The sequence below is a fragment of the Terrimicrobium sacchariphilum genome (genome assembly GCF_001613545.1).
GTDB classification, from domain to species: Bacteria; Verrucomicrobiota; Verrucomicrobiia; order Chthoniobacterales; family Terrimicrobiaceae; genus Terrimicrobium; species Terrimicrobium sacchariphilum.
In genome coordinates, this window is record NZ_BDCO01000002.1 from 920,920 (window position 1) to 939,523 (window position 18,604).

Annotated in this window: 11 protein-coding genes; 9 read left to right on the forward strand and 2 right to left on the reverse strand. The window is 66.2% G+C overall.

Features of this window, described 5'->3' with window-relative positions:
* The first annotated feature begins 9 nt into the window (after nt 1–9).
* From TSACC_RS04725 to TSACC_RS04760, 8 genes are all read left to right on the forward strand, one after another.
* Nucleotides 10–2,547 carry a sugar-binding protein gene (locus TSACC_RS04725; RefSeq protein ID WP_075078238.1) on the forward strand — a complete coding sequence of 846 codons (2,538 nt, stop codon included), beginning with the start codon at nt 10–12 and terminating at the stop codon, nt 2,545–2,547.
* A 43-nt stretch (nt 2,548–2,590) separates the two neighbouring features.
* A complete protein-coding gene (locus TSACC_RS04730; RefSeq protein ID WP_075078239.1) occupies nt 2,591–3,337 on the forward strand; it encodes a hypothetical protein in 747 nt (248 codons plus the stop codon).
* Nucleotides 3,338–5,449, forward strand: a complete 2,112-nt coding sequence (locus tag TSACC_RS04735) for a TIM-barrel domain-containing protein (protein WP_075078240.1) — start codon at nt 3,338–3,340, stop codon at nt 5,447–5,449. It begins immediately after the preceding gene.
* Between the two features lie 5 nt (nt 5,450–5,454).
* Complete coding sequence (locus TSACC_RS04740) at nt 5,455–7,380, forward strand: hypothetical protein (protein ID WP_153811270.1); 1,926 nt, start codon at nt 5,455–5,457, stop codon at nt 7,378–7,380.
* Nucleotides 7,381–7,391: 11 nt separating this feature from the next.
* The gene (locus tag TSACC_RS04745) at nt 7,392–8,510 is read left to right on the forward strand and encodes a LacI family DNA-binding transcriptional regulator (RefSeq protein WP_202815908.1); all 1,119 of its coding nucleotides are present in this window, start codon (nt 7,392–7,394) and stop codon (nt 8,508–8,510) included.
* A gap of 4 nt (nt 8,511–8,514) precedes the next feature.
* Nucleotides 8,515–9,462 (forward strand): glycoside hydrolase family 130 protein, encoded by a 948-nt coding sequence (locus tag TSACC_RS04750; protein ID WP_075078242.1) that lies wholly within the window; start codon nt 8,515–8,517, stop codon nt 9,460–9,462.
* Entirely contained in the window at nt 9,444–10,175 is a 732-nt protein-coding gene (locus tag TSACC_RS04755; RefSeq protein ID WP_075078243.1) for an SGNH/GDSL hydrolase family protein, read from the forward strand. Before TSACC_RS04750 ends, TSACC_RS04755 begins: the two co-directional genes overlap by 19 nt.
* A gap of 124 nt (nt 10,176–10,299) precedes the next feature.
* The gene (locus tag TSACC_RS04760) at nt 10,300–11,823 is read left to right on the forward strand and encodes a tannase/feruloyl esterase family alpha/beta hydrolase (RefSeq protein WP_237763900.1); all 1,524 of its coding nucleotides are present in this window, start codon (nt 10,300–10,302) and stop codon (nt 11,821–11,823) included.
* Nucleotides 11,824–11,878: 55 nt separating this feature from the next.
* On the opposite strand, the gene TSACC_RS04765 is transcribed toward TSACC_RS04760, so the two are convergent.
* On the reverse strand, nt 11,879–16,240 hold the full coding sequence (locus TSACC_RS04765; RefSeq protein WP_075078245.1) for an autotransporter domain-containing protein: 4,362 nt from the start codon (nt 16,238–16,240) through the stop codon (nt 11,879–11,881).
* Nucleotides 16,241–16,347: 107 nt separating this feature from the next.
* On the opposite strand from TSACC_RS04765, the gene TSACC_RS04770 reads away from it, so the two are divergent.
* Nucleotides 16,348–17,007, forward strand: a complete 660-nt coding sequence (locus TSACC_RS04770) for a response regulator (protein WP_075078246.1) — start codon at nt 16,348–16,350, stop codon at nt 17,005–17,007.
* On the opposite strand, the gene TSACC_RS04775 is transcribed toward TSACC_RS04770, so the two are convergent.
* The gene (locus TSACC_RS04775; RefSeq protein WP_075078247.1) at nt 17,001–18,599 is read right to left on the reverse strand and encodes a sensor histidine kinase; all 1,599 of its coding nucleotides are present in this window, start codon (nt 18,597–18,599) and stop codon (nt 17,001–17,003) included. The genes TSACC_RS04770 and TSACC_RS04775 overlap by 7 nt on opposite strands.
* Nucleotides 18,600–18,604: the final 5 nt, after the last annotated feature.

Here is an 18,604-nt window from a genome sequence, read left to right on the forward strand (position 1 = left end):
CGGAGACGGATGAACGCCAGGAAAAGCGGCGGCCTGCTGGCTGCGGGTCTGATGTGGTTGACTGTGCCTGGGGCGCTCGCTGCCGGGATGGAGTTGCAGATGTATCCCGAGACGACCTCCGGGACGGCCTTTCCGAATGAACAGATCGTCTTCCGTGCGGAGGTGAAGAACCCGAGCGCCGTCGAAAAGACGGGCAAACTCACGGTGACGCGGATTTCGCAGGGGGAGCCGGACAGGGTGGAGGAGCGGGAGATTCGCCTCGCCCCGGGGACGGTATCCACCTGTGAGATCCCGCTGCAGGCGGATCGTCCGCGTTACGAGGTTCTGCGAGCGGAGGTGAAGGTGGACGGAGCGGTGGCAGCCAGTGCGGAGAGCGGCTTTCTGGTCGTGGACCGGCCGGCCAATTACGATCGCGATGACAGCACGAGTTTCTTTGGGTCGATGTTCGTCAAGGATGATGAAGCGGCGCGCCGGCTGGGAATCAAGAGCATACGAGGCGGGGCGGATTGGGCGCGCATCGAGCCGCAGCCCGGCCAGTATGAGTGGACGCGGCTGGACGCACAGATCGACGAGGCGCGGGAGCACAAGCTCAGTATCGTCCTTGTCCTCCGGCCCGAGACCAGGCCGAAGCATGCGGCGTGGAAGAATCTGGAAGAGCTTTCCCGACCGGAGCACATCCAGGAGTTTGAGCATTACGTGGAGGTCGTCCTCCAGCGATACAAGGACCGGATCGCGGCCGTGGAGGTGATCAACGAGCCGGATCTCGATTGCGCGCATGGGTTGAGCGAGGGCGGTGCGTCCACGACGGTCTATGCCCGACTGCTCAAGGCCGCGTACGGAAAGATCCGGGAGATCGCCCCAGACCTCCCGATCCTCGGCCTCGGGGTGAGCGGAGTGGATTTCCCGAATCTGGCATTTTCCCGACAGGTGCTGAAAGATCAGCCGGGGTTCCTCGATATCATCAGCGGGCATCCGTATTCCTATGCGCGCTATGTGGGGGGAAGCTTCCGCCCGCAGTCGCCTCTCGATCTCGACACCAAGGCGCGCATCCAGGCCATGGCCGATCTCATGAAAGATCACGGGCTGACGCCGCGCCTGTGGATCACGGAGTTTGGGTGGGCGCTGGATCGGCGGGAGCCGGCGGGTTCCCCGGCGGCATTTCTCCATGCGGCCTACAGCGCGCAGGCGATCACGCTGGCCAGGGCGGTCCCGGCGCTCGAGCGGCTGTATTGGTTTGCGATGATGTTCCCCGGGCTGGAGAACGGCACATCGTACGGGATGTACCGGGGGGATGCGGCGAAGGACAAGACCTTCTTCCCGCTGCCTGCGGCGGCGGCGTTTGCGACGTGTGCGCGATGGCTGGACCATGCCCGGTCGGTCGGCGAGTTTTCCGTCGCGGAGATCCTGCATGTCGAGAGATTTGCCCGGGAAGACGCCGCGGTCTTTGTCCTCTGGATGAGGGATGCCGAGAATGCCGGGGGTTCCGCGCGGATGATGTTTCCCAAGGACGGGCCGGCGGCAAAAGCGGTCACGGCCATGGGCGTGCCGGTGACTCTCTCGGCGGACGCTTCCGTCGCTGTCACCTCCATGCCGATTTTCCTCGAGGTGCCGCTGGACCAGGGCGACGCGATGGAGTCGGCGCTCAAGGCCTCCCAGGTGCAGGCGGCAAAGCCGGTGGTGATCCAGACGGTCCTCCTGACCGGGGCCACGACGGCGCGCGTGAATATCGTAAACAACCGCGGCCGGGATATCTCGGTGAAGATCTTTGAAACCGGCGACGCCGATCATGCGCAATCGCGCCGTCTCAAGCCGGGCCTCAACAGCGTCTCCTTCGCCGTGCCGCCGCGCAAGGAGAAGGCGGGTTTCCTTCCCGTGACCGTTCTCGACGAGATGACTGGCGAGACTCTGGAAGGGCGGAGCTCCTATCATCTCGAGAAGGTCGCGCCGCTGCGCGGAGTGACTTTGGCCACGATGGAAAATGCCCTGGCCGCCGCTCCGAAGATCGTCCTCGACCAGAGAGACCAGGTATTGCCTGCTGACCCGGGCGTGGACTGGAAGGGGGCCTCCGATCTTTCCGCCACGGTGCAGACGGGATGGAGCCCGGAAGGATGGGCGGTCCTCGTCAAGGTGAGGGATGACATACATGCCGGACCCTCCGGGTCGGAGAGTCCCTGGGCCTCGGATTCGCTCCAGATCGTCTTTGATGCAGACCAGCGCGGGGAGAACGGACTCGGCGAAGGCTGCCGGGAGTTTACGCTGGCATTGTCTCCTGGCGGCACGGTGGTGGTGGAAAGCTATCCATCGGGCAAGGTGCTTGATGACCTGCCAGCCAAGGTCACGCGGGATGGAGGGCAGACAACGTACAAACTGCTGGTCCCCTGGAGCAAGCTGGGCCGGAACACACCGCCCGAGGGCGAAATCATGCGCATGAATCTGATCGTCAACGATAACGACGGGAAGAAGCGAAAATGCTGGATCGGGATCACGCCCGGCATCGGCGAGAGCAAGACGCCCGGCATCTACCGCCAGTGGCTGATCGGCCGATGACTGTGAAATGCAGAAAACACCCTTACCTCAACCCCATCGATTTATGAAAAGACTATTCCCCTCCCGCCATTCCCTGGCTGCGACTGTATTGGCCCTCACCTCGGCGACGGCGCTGGCCGGCTACCAGGAAGATTTCTCCACCGTGGACGAAGGCACGCTGCTGAAGGATGTGCCGGGATGGGCGGTGCACTATCCGGCTGATGCCACCGGCGAGGGAGCCGTCTGCATGCTCAACGCGGGCTACAACGGGCGAGGAGTGAGATTTTCCTCAAAGGAGTCCTTCAAGATCACCCTTCCTCCCGAGAAGATCGTGAGCATCCTGGAAGGCCATCCCTCCGTGAAGTTCAAGATCCGGCTCATTGACGATGCCTATGCGGCGGCCCAGGTCGTCGTCGGGCAATCCGATGGCGTCAACGGTTTCTCCGTGCGTTTCCAGGGCGGCAACAGCCAGGACTCCCGCGACAACACCGTGCGCATATCCACGGAGGGGACCAACTGGGGCAACGGGGAGTCGAAGACATTGACGGAGGCAAACTGGAAGCCCGAGGTCTGGTACGAGGTCATCATCTCCGACATCGTCCCGGGCGCTTCCCTGCGCGGCACGGAAACCAAGGCGAAGCTCTCGATCCGCGAAGCCGATAATCCCGGGGAATTTCTCGTCAAGGACCAGGAGATCGGCGCCGTGGGAACGAGCGGGAAGTTTGAGTTCATCGATGCGATCGCCATTGGGAACTCCGGGGTGCGCCGGGCGTTTGACATCGACGACATCACGGTGAGCGGAGAAAAGTAAATGAGCAGTCCGGAACCCATCGCGCCCGGAGTGTGGCGGTATCGCTTTGGCACGCCCGAGGAGGCCTCGCCAGTGGCGCTGCGCCAGGCCGACCCGGCCCTGGATCGCATGGCCGGGCTTTTGCCCGTGGACGAGTGTCCTTTTGCCGGCGCGGACTTCTCCTTCCGGACGGAGAGGCGGGGATGCGTACTGACTGCTCCCTTTGATGCGGAGGAAGGAGTCTTTGGGTTCGGGCTGCAATTGCAAAGCCATCTGCAATCGGGAAAGAAGAAGCATCTCCGGGTGAACTCCGATCCCGTGGCGGATACGGGAGACTCCCACGCGCCCGTGCCATTTTATGTGTCGACCCGGGGCTATGGAGTGCTGGTGGATACGGCCCGCTATGCCTCGGTGTATGTGGGGACGCATCTGTCGGCGGAAGCGCTGAAGGAGCGGGCGGAGCAGCGCCTGGGGCAGCAGCAGCCGGGTCTTTCCACCGAGGAAATCTATCGCCGCCACGCCTTTGGCCGCGAGGTGGTCTTTGACATCCCGGCGGCGGCTGGCGTGGATGTCTATGTTTTTGCCGGTCCCACGATGAGGGATGCGATCCGGCGCTATGTCCTGTTTTCCGGCGGCGGGTGCCTGCCTCCCTTGTGGGGGTTGAAGAACTGGTACCGCCCCTTTGCCAAGGACGGCGAGGCGGAGGTGGGAGCGCTCCTCGAGGAGTTCGCAAAGGACGGGCTGCCTTTTCATGTCCTGGGTCTCGAGCCCGGCTGGCAGACGCGGTCGTATCCGAACTCCCTGGTGTGGAGCGAACGATTTCCCGATCCGGAGGCGTTTGCCGGGAAGCTCCGCTCCAGGCACTGGCGTCTGAATCTGTGGGAGCATGCCTTTCTCGATCCGGCGTCGCCGATTGCGGAGGAGATCGCGTCGCATAGCGCGGATACTCTCGGCATGGACGGGCTGGTCCCGGATTTCTTCGACCCCGAGGCGGAGCGGTTATTCGCCGGGGAGCACAGGCGGCTGGTGAAGGGAGGCGTGGCCGGGTTCAAGCTCGACGAGTGCGACAATAGCGACTTCATCAGCTACTCCTGGTCGTTTCCCGAGCATGCGAGATTCCCGTCGGGGCTGGACGGCGAGCAGATGCACTGCCTCTACGGGCTGGCCTATCAGGCCACGGTCGACCGGGTGTTTCGCGAGGAGGGGCAGCGCCACTACAGCCTGGTCCGCTCGTCGGGAGCGCTGGCGGCCCCGTTTCCATTTGCCCTCTACAGTGACCTGTACGCGCATGACGAGTTCCTGCGCGGGATGATCAACTCGGGGTTCAGCGGACATCTCTTCGCTCCCGAGGTGAGGCATGCCGCGTCGGTGGAAGACCTCGTGCGTCGCCTGCAAACGGCGGTGCTTTCCCCGGTGTCGCAGGTGAACTGCTGGTACATGCCCCATGCCCCGTGGTTTCAGATCGATCGCCAGCTGAATCAGGCGGGCGTGAAGATGGAGGGAGCCGGGGAGGTGGTGAAGCTGGTGAAGCAGGCGCTCGAGCTGCGGATGCGACTGCTGCCGGTCCTCTACACGGCCTTTGCCCATTACCACCGGGAAGGCGTGCCGCCGTTCCGCGCGCTGGTCGTCGACACGCCGGAGGACCGGAGGACATGGAGCTGCGACCAGCAATATCTCATCGGCCAATCCCTGCTCGCCGCTCCTCTCAAAGCCGGGGAACGGGTGAAGGAGGTCTATCTGCCGCAAGGGGCCTGGCGCGATTTTTTCACGGGGAAACGGCTGGAAGGCGGGCGCACTCACACCCTTTCCGATCTCAGCCTGGCGGACATCCCACTCTTTGTGCGGGAGGGAACTGTATTGCCTCTGGCCGAGAGCGCGGAGGGCTGGTCCGGCGGAGGCCCGCTGACCGTGCGCCTGCATGTCTACGGAGAGGAGAAGGCCGAAGGTGAACTTTACGCCGATGACGGCGAGACCTTTGCCTTTGAGCGAGGAGACTGCTCGTGGACACGCCTGACGTGGACCGCCGCGGGCGGCCTGAAGGCCGATGGCTGCCCGTCAGGAGAAATGTTCCTCCTCGACCTGGCTAACCCGGTGCTGCATGCGGGCGCCGCCCCTGCGTCCGATCTTCCATGATTCCCATGATGCCCAATCATTCCATCCCGACCGAAAGCTTCTTCATTGCCAACGAGCGTGTCATGGCGCTGATCGCCGGAGGCCAGCTCACGACCGATCATGTCTTTGGCCTGACGGATTTCTTTTCCCCGACGAAGGCGTCGCCGACGCTGACGCAGGGCACCCGCCTGCGCCTGGAGGTCGATGGCAGCATCGCGGAGTGCCTGGATGACGGCGACGACAGCCGGCTGCTCCAGCGAGGGTTCGTCGGTGACGCGCCTGCGGTGACGCTGCAATGGAGAGCGGGCGGGCTGGAGGTGACGGAGGTGTATTTCATCCCGCCCGATCTCGACGGGGTGGTGCAGCGCGTGCGCCTGAAGAACACGACGGAGCGGCAGGTCTCAGCCAGGGCGACGGCCATTGTCTACCCGCAGTTTAGCTCCACGGAATATAACAAGAAGGGCGTGTGCCGCCGGGCCTTTTTTGACCGGGAGTCCGAGGCGATCCTGCTGGAGGATCATCATGGGAACGTGCTCGCCTTTGGGGCCAGCGAAGCGCCCTCCGAGTATCAGGTCGGGGAGGTGTGCGGGCACACCGATGTCTACTATGATCTGGAGGATGGGCTGCTCTCCTGCCATGGCGAGGTGGCAGGTGTCGCGCCCATCGCGGCGATCGCGCTGGCTCCAGCCGCGCTCGCACCGGGCGCGGAGGCCGGGTTTGATCTTTATCTGACGCGGGAAAACTCGACGGATGAGGCGCGATCGGCGATCCGGCGTTTCCGGATGGAGCGCGGCAGCTTGTGGAGAGGCACGGAGGCCTACTGGCAACAGGGACCCGAGGGCGGGTCGCTCGCCGGGCCGTCGCTGGAGGAGTTTGGCCCCAGGCTGGCGGAGGTGGAGCGGCGGGCGGTGATGGTGTTGCGTTCGGCGATGCTTCCTTCCGGTCCGCCGCTGGGAGGGATGAGCTTTTACCGCGATGCGACGCAGACCCGCAATGGCAGCTACATCCTGCTGACCCTGGATCTGCTGGGTTTCCATGAAGAGGCCCGGCGCGGGTACGAGTACTACACGTCGTTCAAGATCGGCGATGACCGGTTTGCCTCGGCCGATGAGAATGACCAGCTCGGCACCATCCTCCATGTCTTTGACCGGCATCTCGAGATCACCGGCGATCTGGAGTTTTGCGCCAGGCACAAGGAGTCGCTCTTCAACTTTGCGCGCCGCCTGGTGGGGCTGGTCGATCCTGGAACGGGGCTGATTTATTCCGAGCGCGCGATCCATGAGTTTGTCGCGGTGAGCCGGGGATACGAAACGTATGTCAACGTCATGGCCTGCCGGGGACTGCTCGGCGCCGCGCGGCTCGCCGCCTGCCTCGACGCACCGGACGAAAGCGCGCGCTTCCAGGAGGCCGCGGAGAAGCTGCGGCAGGATATCATGACGCGGCTGGTGCATCCGGAGCTCGGGATCTTCGTCAAGCGGATCTACCAGGGGCGGCCCGTTCCGTTGCCTACGATCTCCATGCTCACGCCTGCGCTTTTCGGCATCGTCCCGGCTGATCATCCGGTCGTCAGCCGCACGCTGGATTATCTACGCGAGCACATCTGGGACGCGTCGATGGGCGGGCTGTACCGGTATCCGCTCTCGCTGCAGCCGTGGCCGGAGATCCCGTACGGCGGTCCCTGGGTGACCTATACATGCTGGCTCGCACGGGTTCACCTGCTGCGCGGAGAAACGGAGCAGGCCGCCCAATGCATCAGGTGGGTGCTGGAGAATCTCTCGGATGATTCCCTGCTCATCCCCGAGCATTTTAGTGTGAATCATACTGGCCAGAGGGGATTTCACCGGATTTACATTCACCCGAGCGCGCCCGAGATCTGGGCTACAGCTGAGTTTCTACGGCTGACCATGGAATATCGCGCAGTCCGGCAGGCGCCCGAAGTCTCAATTTCCTAGCTATTCCCACGATGAAAAAGAAACCCGCCATCCGTCCCACGCTCCAGATGATCGCCGATGAACTCGGGGTCACGACGATGACCGTATCGAAATCGCTGCGCGGGATCGGGCGCATCAGCGAGGAGACGCGGCGGCTGGTGCGGAGCAAGGCGGAGGAGATCGGGTACTTCTCGTCGCGCGAGCGGCTGTTTGCGCCGTTTGTGCGGTCGTCGACGGGGTCGGAGAACCGGCTGCGGCTGCTCTGCCCGACGGTCGGCACGCTGGATCGCGGCGAGTCCATCCCGTACCGCAACGACATGGTGATGGGGCTGGAGCGGGCGCTGGAAAAGATGGACGGCCAGGTGGTGAGCCGGTCGTTTCCCAGCCTGGAGGAGATGGTCGAGCTGCTGGAAGCCGAGCGATTTCACGGCGTGGCGTTGAGCGAGCCCTTTCCCTCGCGCTGGGTCGCGGCGCTGCGCCAGCATGTGCCGGTGGCCTACACGATCGGGCATGATTTTCAGCACGACGTGGATTCCGTCTACTTCAACGAAGCCCGGGCGGCGGCCCTCGTCGTGCAGCAGCTGAAGGAGGCCGGGCACCAGCATATCGGCTGGCTCGGCACGATGGACCGGCATGCGCCGTTTCTGATGCCCGACGAGGAGTTTGACGAGGAGGACGCGGCGGATGCGCTTTCGCATACGGGCCATGGCACGCGGTTTGCCTCATGGCTGTACCTGGCGCGGCAGAATGCGGGGCTCACGCCCTGGCCGGTGGCGCTGGTCGAGCGCGACTGGCGGTCGGCCTCGCTGGCCGATGTGGTGAAACAAGGGTGCCGCATCCTGTTTGAAGCCCGCCCGATGCCGAGCGCGATCGTGTGCGTGAGCAATGCCGTGGCGCGCGAGGTGATCCGGCAGCTGGAGGAATCGGGGTTTCGCATCCCGCGCGACATCAGCGTGATCTCGTACGGCGTCGAGGAGTACGGGCAGACGGACAGCGGCGTGTCGCTGACCGGTGTGAACATGCCGATGGACATGGTCGGCTCGCTGCTGCCCGAGGTGATCCAGCGCCGCCTGGCCTACCCCGAGGGGCTGGCCATCAGCATCCAGCTCGACGCGCGCTGGAGCGCGGGCGGCACGCTGCGCGTCTTTTGATTTTATGAATACACTGGCTCCATCCCGTCCCTCGTCCCGCCACGCCGTGCTCGCGCGGCATCCGGAAAACCCGATCATTGCGCCCGCCGACATGCCGGTGCCGTGCTCGTCGGTCTTCAACTGCGGGGCGACCTGGTACGAGGACGGGGTGCTGCTCCTGCTGCGCGTGGAGGACATGGCGCGGGACAATCTCTTTTACGTGGCCCGCAGCCGCGACGGGGTGAACTTTGACATCTCGCCCGAGCCTATTGACTATCCCCTGCGCGACACGGAGGACCGGTGGATGGACAACCGCTTTGACATGCGCATCACGCGGCTGGAGGAGCAGTATTATGTCACCCACGCGAGCTGGCTGGGCGGCTTCGGGAGCTGCATCGGGATCGCGCGCACGGCGGATTTTCAAAAGTTCGAGCCGGTGGGCGAGCTCTCCGTGCCGTCGAACCGCAACGCGGCGCTCTTCCCCGAGAAAATCGGCGGGCGGTACGCGCGGCTGGAGCGCCCGCAGGATGTGGATGGCAGCGGGCGCATCTGGATCAGCTACTCGCCGGACCTGATGTACTGGGGGCAGAGCCGCCCGGTCGTGCTGCCCGCCACGCCCTGGAGCCGGTGCAAGACGGGGGCCGGGGCGATCCCGATCAAGACCGATCGCGGCTGGCTGTGCGTGTACCACGCAACGGCGAAGAACTGCGCGACGGAAAACTACTACCTCGGCGTGGCCCTGCTCGACCTGCGCGACCCGAGCCATGTCATCGCGGCCCCGCGTCAGTTCATCCTCCAGGCCGAGACGCCTTATGAATGCATGGGACAGGTGCCCAACGTGGTCTTTACCAATGGCGCGGTGCCGATGCCCGATGGCACGCTGAATATCTACTACGGCGGAGCCGACACCCGCGTGTGCCTCGCCCAGGTGGCGCTCGACGAACTGGTGGACTTTTGCATCTCGGCCGCCTGAGCGCCGTGCGCAGCGGCATGGACATGGCGGAAAGGGCGAGTGGTATTACCCGATCCCTGCGACCGCTGCGGCTGCTGCCGCTGGGCGACTCGATCGCGCAGGGGTCGCCGGATCACCCGGGCGGGTATCGCGGGACATTGCAGCGGCTGCTGCGCGAGGGCGGGTTCCCGGCGGTGGAGTTCGTCGGTTCCCGCACGGAAAACTCGGAGGGTCTCGCGCAGCCGTGGCATGAGGGGCACCCGGGCTTTCGGCTGGAGGAGTTGCGGCGCGGGTTTACGAAGTGCGGCACCACCGCGCAGCCCATCGGCGAGACGCTGGCGCGGCATCGGCCCGATGTCGTCGTGCTCACGGCGGGGACGAATAACATGTACCTCGACGAACCGGCGGCGGTGTGGGCGGAAATGGCGGCGCTGCTGCGCGCGATCCTTCCCGTGCCGGTGATCGTGGGCACGCTGCTGCCCATCGGGGCGGGGCCGAAGCCGTGGGGCATCGTGATTCCGCCCGACATCGAGGAGCGAATCGCGGCCTATAATGCGCTGCTGCGCCGCGAGGCTCCGCTGCTCGGCGCGATCACGGTGGTGGATTTGTCGCACTGCGTCACCTCGCGCGACGACCTGCTGCCCGACCGGGTGCATCCCGTGGCGGCGGCGCAGGATCGCATCGCGGCGGCGCTGGCCGGGGCGCTCGGGGCGAGCTTTGTGGGCGGGAAGTGATGGACGGCAGGTGAACCGGGGTGCGGTAGCGCCGGGAATTTCACTAGTTTGAATACGGAAAGGTTGGCCCTCATCGGACCGGGTGATAGGAATGCGGGCTTCGTATTTCCCCGATATGTTGAAGATGATTGCATTGGCCTGCGTGGCGGGCATGGTGACGGCTGATATGGCGAAGGCGCAGGAGGCCGCGGCGGGCGGCGGATTGGAGGAAAGGCTGGCGCGGTTGCGCGGGCTGAAGGTGGCAAACGGGGTGGTGACCTCGGTGGAGCACTTTGACTCGCCCACGCTGGAGATTCCCGACAAGCCGGCCATCACGAACCTGCCGCCGCGCGCGGTGATGAAGGTGGAGCTGCGCCCGGCGGAGGGCTCTCACATCCTCGTGGAAATCTGGCTGCCCGATGAGCCGAAGTGGAACGGTCGCCTGCTCGGCATCGGCAATGGCGGCGCGGCCGGGCACATCAACCCGCAGCAGCTCGCGTGGCCGACCCAGGGCGGATATGCCGCCGCGACGACCGACATGGGCACCGCGCCGAATCCCGACTCAGGCGTGGGCAATCGCGAGGTATGGCGGGACTTTGGCTACCGCGCGACGCACCTGATGACCGTGGTGGCAAAGGACGCCGTGCGGGCGTATTACGGGCGCGGGCCGGAGTACTCGTACTTCAATGGCGGCTCGACCGGCGGCCAGCAGGCCATGCAGGAGGCGCAGCGCTATCCGGAGGATTACGACGGCATCGTGGCCAACATCCCGGCCCACTGTCGCGCCCCGCTGCACGCGTATTTCCTGTGGAACGACCAGATTTTTGCCAAGTGTCCCTTTACCAAGGAGCAGGAGGCGGCGGTGATCGCGGCGGCGAATGAATACCTGGCCGCGCGCGAGGTGCCGGTGGCGGCGGGCAAGTTTGTCTCCGATCCGCGCTGGGATGCAAAGGACCAGGAGGCCGTCATCGCGCTGGCGCTGAAGAAGGACGCAACGCTCACGCCCGCCCACGCCGAGGCGCTGAGGAAGCTCTTCGCCGGACCGGTGCAGGAGGGCACGGGCGCGCGGATCTTTGGCGGGCTGCCGCCGGGGAGCACCTTTGAGGGTTCGCACGGGAACCTGTATTTGTTCAAGTGGGTCTTTGGCGCAAAGAAGCCGCTCGGCGAGATTAACTTCGGCGCGGACATCGACACGTACTCCGCCGCGCTCGGCCCGTGGCTGAACGCGGAGAATGACGACCTGAGCGCCTTCGCGAAACGCGGCGGCAAGATGATCATGATGGCGGGATCAGTCGATTCCGTCGTGCCCTGCTGGGCGTCGATCGACTACTACGAGCGCGTGGCCACCCGCGAGGGCGGGCTGGAAAAGGCGCAGGAGTTTCTCAAGTTTTACCTCATCCCGGGCATGGCCCATGGTGGCGGCCCCGGCATGAACAAGCCACCCGACATGCTCGCCGCCGTGCGCGCGTGGCGCGAAAAAGGCGTCGCCCCCGGCGAACTCATCGGCTCCCGGTCGGTGGATGGCAAGAAGGAGTGGGAAATGCCCGTCTACCCGTACCCGAAGAAAACCGCCTGGGACGCGGCCACCTCGACCTACAAGGCGGTGGACGGCCCGCGCGGCGGCGTGGAGCCGGTGGCGGAGAAATTCCGCCCGGCGGCGACCGAGTAGGGCGCGGCGGTTTGCGCCGTCGCTCAAGATCGGCTGCAGTTTTTCCGGGAACGCCCTAGAATTTCCAGTTCAGGCCGGTGCTGATCATGTGGCTGAGGTAGTCCTGGCGGCCGAAGTCGGCGTTGTAATAGACGAAGGCGCCGAGGTTGCGGCCAAAGGCGGCGCTGAGCCCGGCCCCGGCAAAGACGCTGTCGCGGGCGGGCACGGTGGTGGAGTAGTCAAAGGACGGACCGGCTCCGCCGTCGAGGCTCGCGCCGATGGTGGTGGAGTTTTGCAGGTACTCATGCTGCCAGAACATGCGCACCTCGGGGATGAGGGTGAGGCCGGAGGCGATGTTCCAGGTATAGGCAATACGGCCGCCGAGGTTGGTGCGGAGGCTGCTGGCATTCTGCTGTTCCACCCGCAGGTCGAGGCTGTCCGCGCCGGTCTCGGTGAAGGGCGCGATGCCGGAGTAGGTGTATTGCGCGCTGACGAGCGGGCCGAAGGTGAAGCCGCCCGCGCGCCAGTCGTGGCCGAGATCGAGGTAGGCGGAAAGCTGGCCGCCATCGGGGGTGGCGCGGGCGGTGCGGTCGATGGTGCTGAACTGGATGGAGCGCTTGGCGACGTAGCCATTGTACCCGCCGCTGACGATGGCGTCGCTGTAAAATCCGCCGCTCTGGAAGGAGGCGTACCCGCCGAAGAGGGCGGAGTTTACCGAGGCCATGCTGCCGTTGGCATACTTTGCATAGGCGCCCTGATAGCCGCCGAAGAGGCCGGTGGTGAGATTTTCGCTCCAGGCATAATCGGCCCCGACGAAGAAGCCGCCATTCTGGAAGCGGTAGCCGGGGAGATCGTTGACGGTGGCGACCTTGGAAAAGATGCCGTTGCCGAGCGCCCAGACGCCCCAGCGGTTGTCGGGAGCGGGGGCGAGGAGGTCCTTGCCATCGCGGGCGTCGAGGACGTTTTTTCCATTGCGGTCATTCTTCAGCGGAGCCTCCAGGCCCATGGCTTGGAAGCCCCGTGCGCCGAGGCGCACGGCCCCGAGGCGTTGCGCGATCATCTGGGTCTGCGCGACGGCCTGCTCGATGGTGGTGCCGGTGAGGGTCTGGTAATACGCGGGCGAGATGGCGTCGAAGGCGGCTGGGTATTGACTGGCACTCTGGAGGTCGAGGGCGGTGCTGACGGTGTCGCGGTCGCCCGTCGCGCCGATGTAGGAATCGAGGGCGCGGGCGACATTGCGCTGGTTTTGCGTCTCCGCGACGAGCGTGTAGCTGGCCGGGGCGACGAGGAGGATGCCTGTGCCGCCCTCGGCGAGGAAGCGCCCGCGATAGAGCGCCGGGTCGGGCATGGTAATGGTGTCAAACCCGCCGCTGATGCCGCCCGCCTGGAGGAAGGCGTACTGCTGACCGTACTGGAGCCCGCTGAAGCCGCCGAAGGTCTGCACATCGAGCGTGCCCGCGAGCGACGCCTGGCCGCCGACGAGTAGCCGGTCATACACGGTCAGGCTGGCGATTTCGATCTGGAGCGTGCCGGATGGGGTTTGCGTATAGTCGCCCGTGATGGTGAGCGTGCCGGGTGAATTGCCGGGCGCGACGCCGCCCTGGTTGAGCACATTGCCGAGGATGGAGCCGACGCCCTGGAGCCATGCGCCGGGCTGCACGATCACATCGGGCGCGGCGAGGACACCATTGACGGAAAGGACGCCCTGGGCGATGGAGGCGGGGCCGCCGGAGATGAGGGTGGCGAGGAGGTTCAGCAGGCCGGGGCCGAGTTTCGTAAAGCCGCCGGGCACGGCCACCAGATCGCCCGCGAGCGTGGCCTCGCCTCCTGTGACGGTGAGGTTTCCGCTGGTGACGCCGAGCGTGTTGTGGACCGTGAGCTGCGAGCCGGGGGCGAAGGTGAGCGAATTGACGGTGTTGCTGTCGGCGGCGGTCGCTGTCTGGACTGCTCCGCTGACGAGGAAGTCGGCGTTCGTCGGCGTGAAGGGGCCGCCGTTGTTTTGCAGGATGGGGCCGGTCGCCGCCCCCGAGAGGGTGAGCCGGAGCGTCGTGCCATCAAGCGAGAAAACCGCATTGAGTCCCGTCGCGCCGCCTGCGAGGGAGAAGAGCCCGAGCATGGAGGCGTCGAGATTGGACGCGCTCAGGAGGTCGTAGGTGACATTGGCGGCGAGGCCGGAAAGGGTGAAGACGCCGCCATTCGCGCCGAGCGTGAGGGTGTTGGCGATGTTGAGGAAATCCGCCCCGGCGGCGAGGGAGATGCGGCCGTCATTCCAGGTGAGCGACTGGATGTTGAGCGTGCCGGAGGGTGCGAGCGTGCCGCCGGAAAGGGTGACGCTGCCCATGCCGAGGGCGTAGGCGTTGGTGGTGCGGAGCGTGCCGCTCTCGACCTGGACAGTACCGGAGAACATCCCGATGCTGTTGCTGGTGATCGTGGTGGAACCCGTGCCGCTTTGCGAGACGACGCCGGTGCCGGAGAGGCGCGTGTTAAAGATGTAGTCCGCCGAGGTGTGCTGAAATCGCAGTGTGGCCCCGGAGGCGAGGTTTACCTGCGGGGCGTTCACCGCGCCTGCCGTGCTGTTGTCGCCGATATTGAGCTCGCTGCCGGAGCCTACATAGATGCCCTGGAGCGGATTGGTGACATTCAACTCGCCGCCGTCGCGCACGACGACGCGCGACGTGCCGTTGAAGCCGATGAACATGGCCGCCGTGGTCACCCGCGAGCCGGAGTCGGATATGGTGAGCGTGCCTTGGGACCCTGGGTCGCCGCCGAGAATGATCGCGCCCGCCTGGATGGCTGCTCCGCTGGCGACGGTGAGATCGGCCACGCCGCGCTGGCCGACGAAGAGGTTGCCGGAGATGGTCCACTGCGTGCCGGAGCCGGAGATGCTGGCCGTGGCGCTGCCGGTGGCCTGCGCGGCGAGGATGGCATCGCCCCCGGTTGTGATCGTGCTGCCAGCCGTGGCCTGAAAATACGCCCGCCCGGCGTCCCCGAGGGTCAGGCTTGTCGTCGTCTCCAGCGAGCCGCCGAACACCCAGGTGCTGCCGCGGGAGCCCGCGTTCTGGCCGAGGAGATAACTGCCGGAGGTGAGCGAACTCCCACCCCACACGGTGACGAAGGCGCTCGTCGCGCTCTCGCCGACCACGAGCGACCCGGTATTTTCCCAGCTGCCGCCATTCAGGACGACGCTGGCATTTGCCCCCGCCCCGGCCCCGACGACCGCCGAGCCGCTCGTCACCGAGCTGCCGGAGGTAGCCTGGAGCAGGGCGTCGCCCAGGCCGCCCACCACGAGCTCGCCCGCGACATCCCAGCGGCTGCCGGGATCGGTCAATAGCACGGAGCCGGTGGACCCATCCTCCGCGGCGATGACGGCATCCTGGCTCTGCACGAGTGCGCCCTGGTAGAGGGAGAGGGTGCCGTTGCCGGCCTGGCCGACTACGAGGCGGTCGCCTGTGATCCACTTGCTCCCGGCTCCGATGACCTGGACGAGGGATGACGCCGTGCCTGCGCCGTAGCCGATGTATGCACTGCCCCCGGCGGCCACCTTGGCGACAGAGCCCGAGGAGACGACGAGAGTGCCTGCGCCGTCCCGGCCCACGAAGAGGTCGCCGTGGTTGATCCAGGAGGTGGCGTAGCCAATGGCGGAGTTTGATAGAGTGATCTGGCCGCTGGACCCCGTGCCGTCTCCGATCACGGTGGTGACGGTGTTCAGCGCAGCGCCATTCTGCACCGAGAGCCTGCCGGTGCCCGCCGCGCCGACGGTGAGGGTGTCCTGCACGGTCCACTCGGCGGCGCTCCCGTTGAGATAGGCGGTGTTGCTCACACCGGCGGCGGTCGCGCCGATGGTGACATCGGCATTGGTGGAGGAGGCGAAGAGCATGGCGGTCGCGGTGGCTCCCGCGATGGCGTCGACGGTGAAATTTCCCCCGCCCGTGTGCGCCGCGCCGGAGGTGGAAAGGCTGCCCTGCTGCACGAGAGTGTCGCCCGTGTAGGAGGACCCGCCGGTGAGATACAGGGACCCGGAGCCGGATTTCGTCACGCCTCCGGAGCCGGTGACGGGGGCATTGACCAGCAACATGCTCGTGTCGTTGATCTGCATGGTCATGGTGGCATCCGCAGTCGCCAGCGTCGCGCCGCCCGAGGGATAGAGGACAAAGTAGTCCGAGCCGTTGGTGGTGATGTCATTCGCCGAGACAGTCCCCGACAGGATCAACGTGGCGGGGTACGGAGGAGTGACGGAGCTGGCGGTGAAGTACGCGCTCGCGCCGTCGTGCCATGCCTGGGCCGGGCCCATGCCGCCGATATCATCCGCCCACGCCGCCGTCCCCGTGCTCCACGTCGTGGAGGGGCCTGTCCAATAAAGCGTTTCCCCGCGAAGGAGAGAGGAGCATAATGCCGAATATGCCAGGACCTGAAAAACACCGCGCCGCCACGTTTTCATGGGCGCGTTTTCCCCGCTCCGCCGCCCGGCGTCGAATGGCGTTTTCAGGTAGAACTACGTGGATTTCTGGCGTGCGACAGGTCGATGAACTGCCATCCTGACCGGCCATGAGGGACGAGTCACCCGCCCGCCGCGCTCCGCTCCGCCTCGTCGTCATCGAGGACCAGGCGCTCTTTCGCCAGCTCACGGTTGAGGTGGTGCGATCGGACTCGCGCTTCACCGTGGTGGGCGAGGCCGCCGATGGACGCGACGGCTGGGAGCTGTGCCAGCGCACGCGGCCCGACCTCGTCATCCTCGACCTGAACATCCCCGAACCCGACGGCCTCGCGCTCTGCGGGCGGCTGCGGGAGGAGCTCTCCGCTACTCGCGTGCTCGCCGTCACGTCGTACACCGATGCCCTCACCCTCACGCGGTTGCAGGACCTCGGCGTGGCCGGGTACGTGGAAAAGGACCAGCCGCTCGAGACCCTGCGCCAGGCGCTGGACGCCCTCGCCGGGGGAGGGACGTTTTACACCCGCATCGTGGCCGAGACCCGGCGGCGGCAGCAGGGCGACCCGCACTCCTTTGCCAAGGTGCTCAGCAGCCGGGAGCAGGAAATACTCGCCCTCGTCGCGAGCGGGCTGCGCAGCCGCGAGATCGCGGACCGGCTCGGGCTGAGCGTGCGCACGGTCGAGGGGCATCGCGCCGCGATCATGCAAAAGCTCGGGGTGAAAAACCTCGCCGGGCTCCTCCGCTTTGCCCAGGCCCTGGGCGTGAAGCCTCACTGAGCCAGCGGCAGGCGGAAGGAAACGCGCGTGCCGCGCCCCGGTGCGCTCTCGACCCGCAGCCGGGCGCCCTGCACGGCGCAGAACTCCCGCACCAGCACGAGCCCCAGGCCGCGCGGGGAATCCGCCTCGCCATCGAAGTGTTGGCGTATCTCCTCCTCCGTCAGCCCCAGCCCGTCGTTGTTCACCGCCACGACGAGATCATCCCCGTCGGCCCGCGCCTCGACGGTCACGCGACCCTGCTCCGGGCAGGCGGGGAGGGCGTTGGAGAGGAGATTGCGCACGATGGTGCGGGTCATCTCGGGATCGGCGGAGACGGGGGTGCTTTCCGCCGGGAGGAGGAGGGAGAGCGTGATGCCGCGCAGGTTGGCGCGGAGGCGGAAGAGATTCACCACCGGGCCGAGCAGGGCGTCGACGGGCAGGGTTTCCGGGCGGTACGCCACCTGGCCCGTGCGCAGGCGCGCCCAGCTCAGGAGATTCTCCAGCGCCTCGATCTGGCCCTTGGCCGACTGGTGCATCTCGCCCGCGTAATCCGCCAGGCGGTCCGGCGTGATGCGGGCGGCGGATTCCATGAGGTACTCGGAGAGCCGCACGAGGCCGTAGAGCGGGGCGCGCAGGTCGTGCCCGATGATGGAAAGGAGGCGGTCCTTGCCGTCATTCGCGGTGCGCAGTTCGGCGGTGCGCCCGGCGACGGTTTCCTCCAGCCCCTCGACCGCCCGCCGACGATCGGCCAGCGCACCCGCCACCAGCAGGCCCGTCGCCGAGGCCACGATGAGCAGGGTCTGGTAAAACAGCATCGCCTCGCGCAGCACCGGAGCCTCTGGGAAGGAGCCGGAAAAGAAGAACCGCTCAAAGCTCGCCACCCCAAAGACCAGCGAGCTCATGCCCACCCCGAAGATGCCGAACCGCAGCGCAGCCCAGATGAAAAAGGGGAAGACGAGGAACGGCAGCACCGAGAGCGACGCGGCCTGCCGCACCGCCGGCACCAGCACGTAGGCCGTGGCGAGCAGCCCCGCCCAGAGCAGCACGGCCTCGCCGTAGCGTGCCGGGCGCACGGAGCGCAGCGCGCCCCGGTGTTCCACCCCCGCCAGCATCACGGGCGCGACGATCAGGATGCCTGCCGCCACGCTCAGCCAGATCGAGAGCAGGTCGCCGCCAAAGTGGTCCCACGTCGTCCACCCAAAAGCCACGCGGAAATACATGCCCAGGGCGACGCGCAGAAACATGCAGCCTCCCAGCGGGATCAGGAAAAACCCCAGCACCGCGCCGAGGCTGTCCAGCCCCGCGCGATATCCTCCCACCCGCCGCATGAGCCACGCGCTCGCGCCTCCCCACAGCGCCACCTCCCAGGTCGCGACCCACAGGGATTGCCACCACGGCGAGCCCACCGCCAGCGACACCAGGAACTCGCCAGCCATCAGCGGAGGGATCGCGCGCGGCCCCCACAGCAGCACGCTCCCGAGCACGAACCCCGCGAACGGCCAGATCACATCCGTCAGCGCGCCCGAGGGAATGGAAAGCGTCGCGGGCACCCAGGCCAGCAGAAACGCCGCCGCCGCCAGGGCGAGATTCCAAAGAGCGCGGCGCAACGTCATGCCCC

Excerpts from the sequence above, each read along its gene's own strand:
- TSACC_RS04745 (WP_202815908.1), top strand. The coding sequence starts at position 7,392 with ATGAAAAAGAAACCCGCCATCCGTCCCACGCTCCAGATGATCGCCGAT.
- TSACC_RS04765 (WP_075078245.1), bottom strand. The coding sequence starts at position 16,240 with ATGAAAACGTGGCGGCGCGGTGTTTTTCAGGTCCTGGCATATTCGGCA.
- TSACC_RS04775 (WP_075078247.1), bottom strand. The coding sequence starts at position 18,599 with ATGACGTTGCGCCGCGCTCTTTGGAATCTCGCCCTGGCGGCGGCGGCG.
- TSACC_RS04725 (WP_075078238.1), top strand. The coding sequence starts at position 10 with ATGAACGCCAGGAAAAGCGGCGGCCTGCTGGCTGCGGGTCTGATGTGG.
- TSACC_RS04760 (WP_237763900.1), top strand. The coding sequence starts at position 10,300 with ATGATTGCATTGGCCTGCGTGGCGGGCATGGTGACGGCTGATATGGCG.
- TSACC_RS04740 (WP_153811270.1), top strand. The coding sequence starts at position 5,455 with ATGATGCCCAATCATTCCATCCCGACCGAAAGCTTCTTCATTGCCAAC.
- TSACC_RS04735 (WP_075078240.1), top strand. The coding sequence starts at position 3,338 with ATGAGCAGTCCGGAACCCATCGCGCCCGGAGTGTGGCGGTATCGCTTT.
- TSACC_RS04750 (WP_075078242.1), top strand. The coding sequence starts at position 8,515 with ATGAATACACTGGCTCCATCCCGTCCCTCGTCCCGCCACGCCGTGCTC.
- TSACC_RS04730 (WP_075078239.1), top strand. The coding sequence starts at position 2,591 with ATGAAAAGACTATTCCCCTCCCGCCATTCCCTGGCTGCGACTGTATTG.
- TSACC_RS04770 (WP_075078246.1), top strand. The coding sequence starts at position 16,348 with ATGAGGGACGAGTCACCCGCCCGCCGCGCTCCGCTCCGCCTCGTCGTC.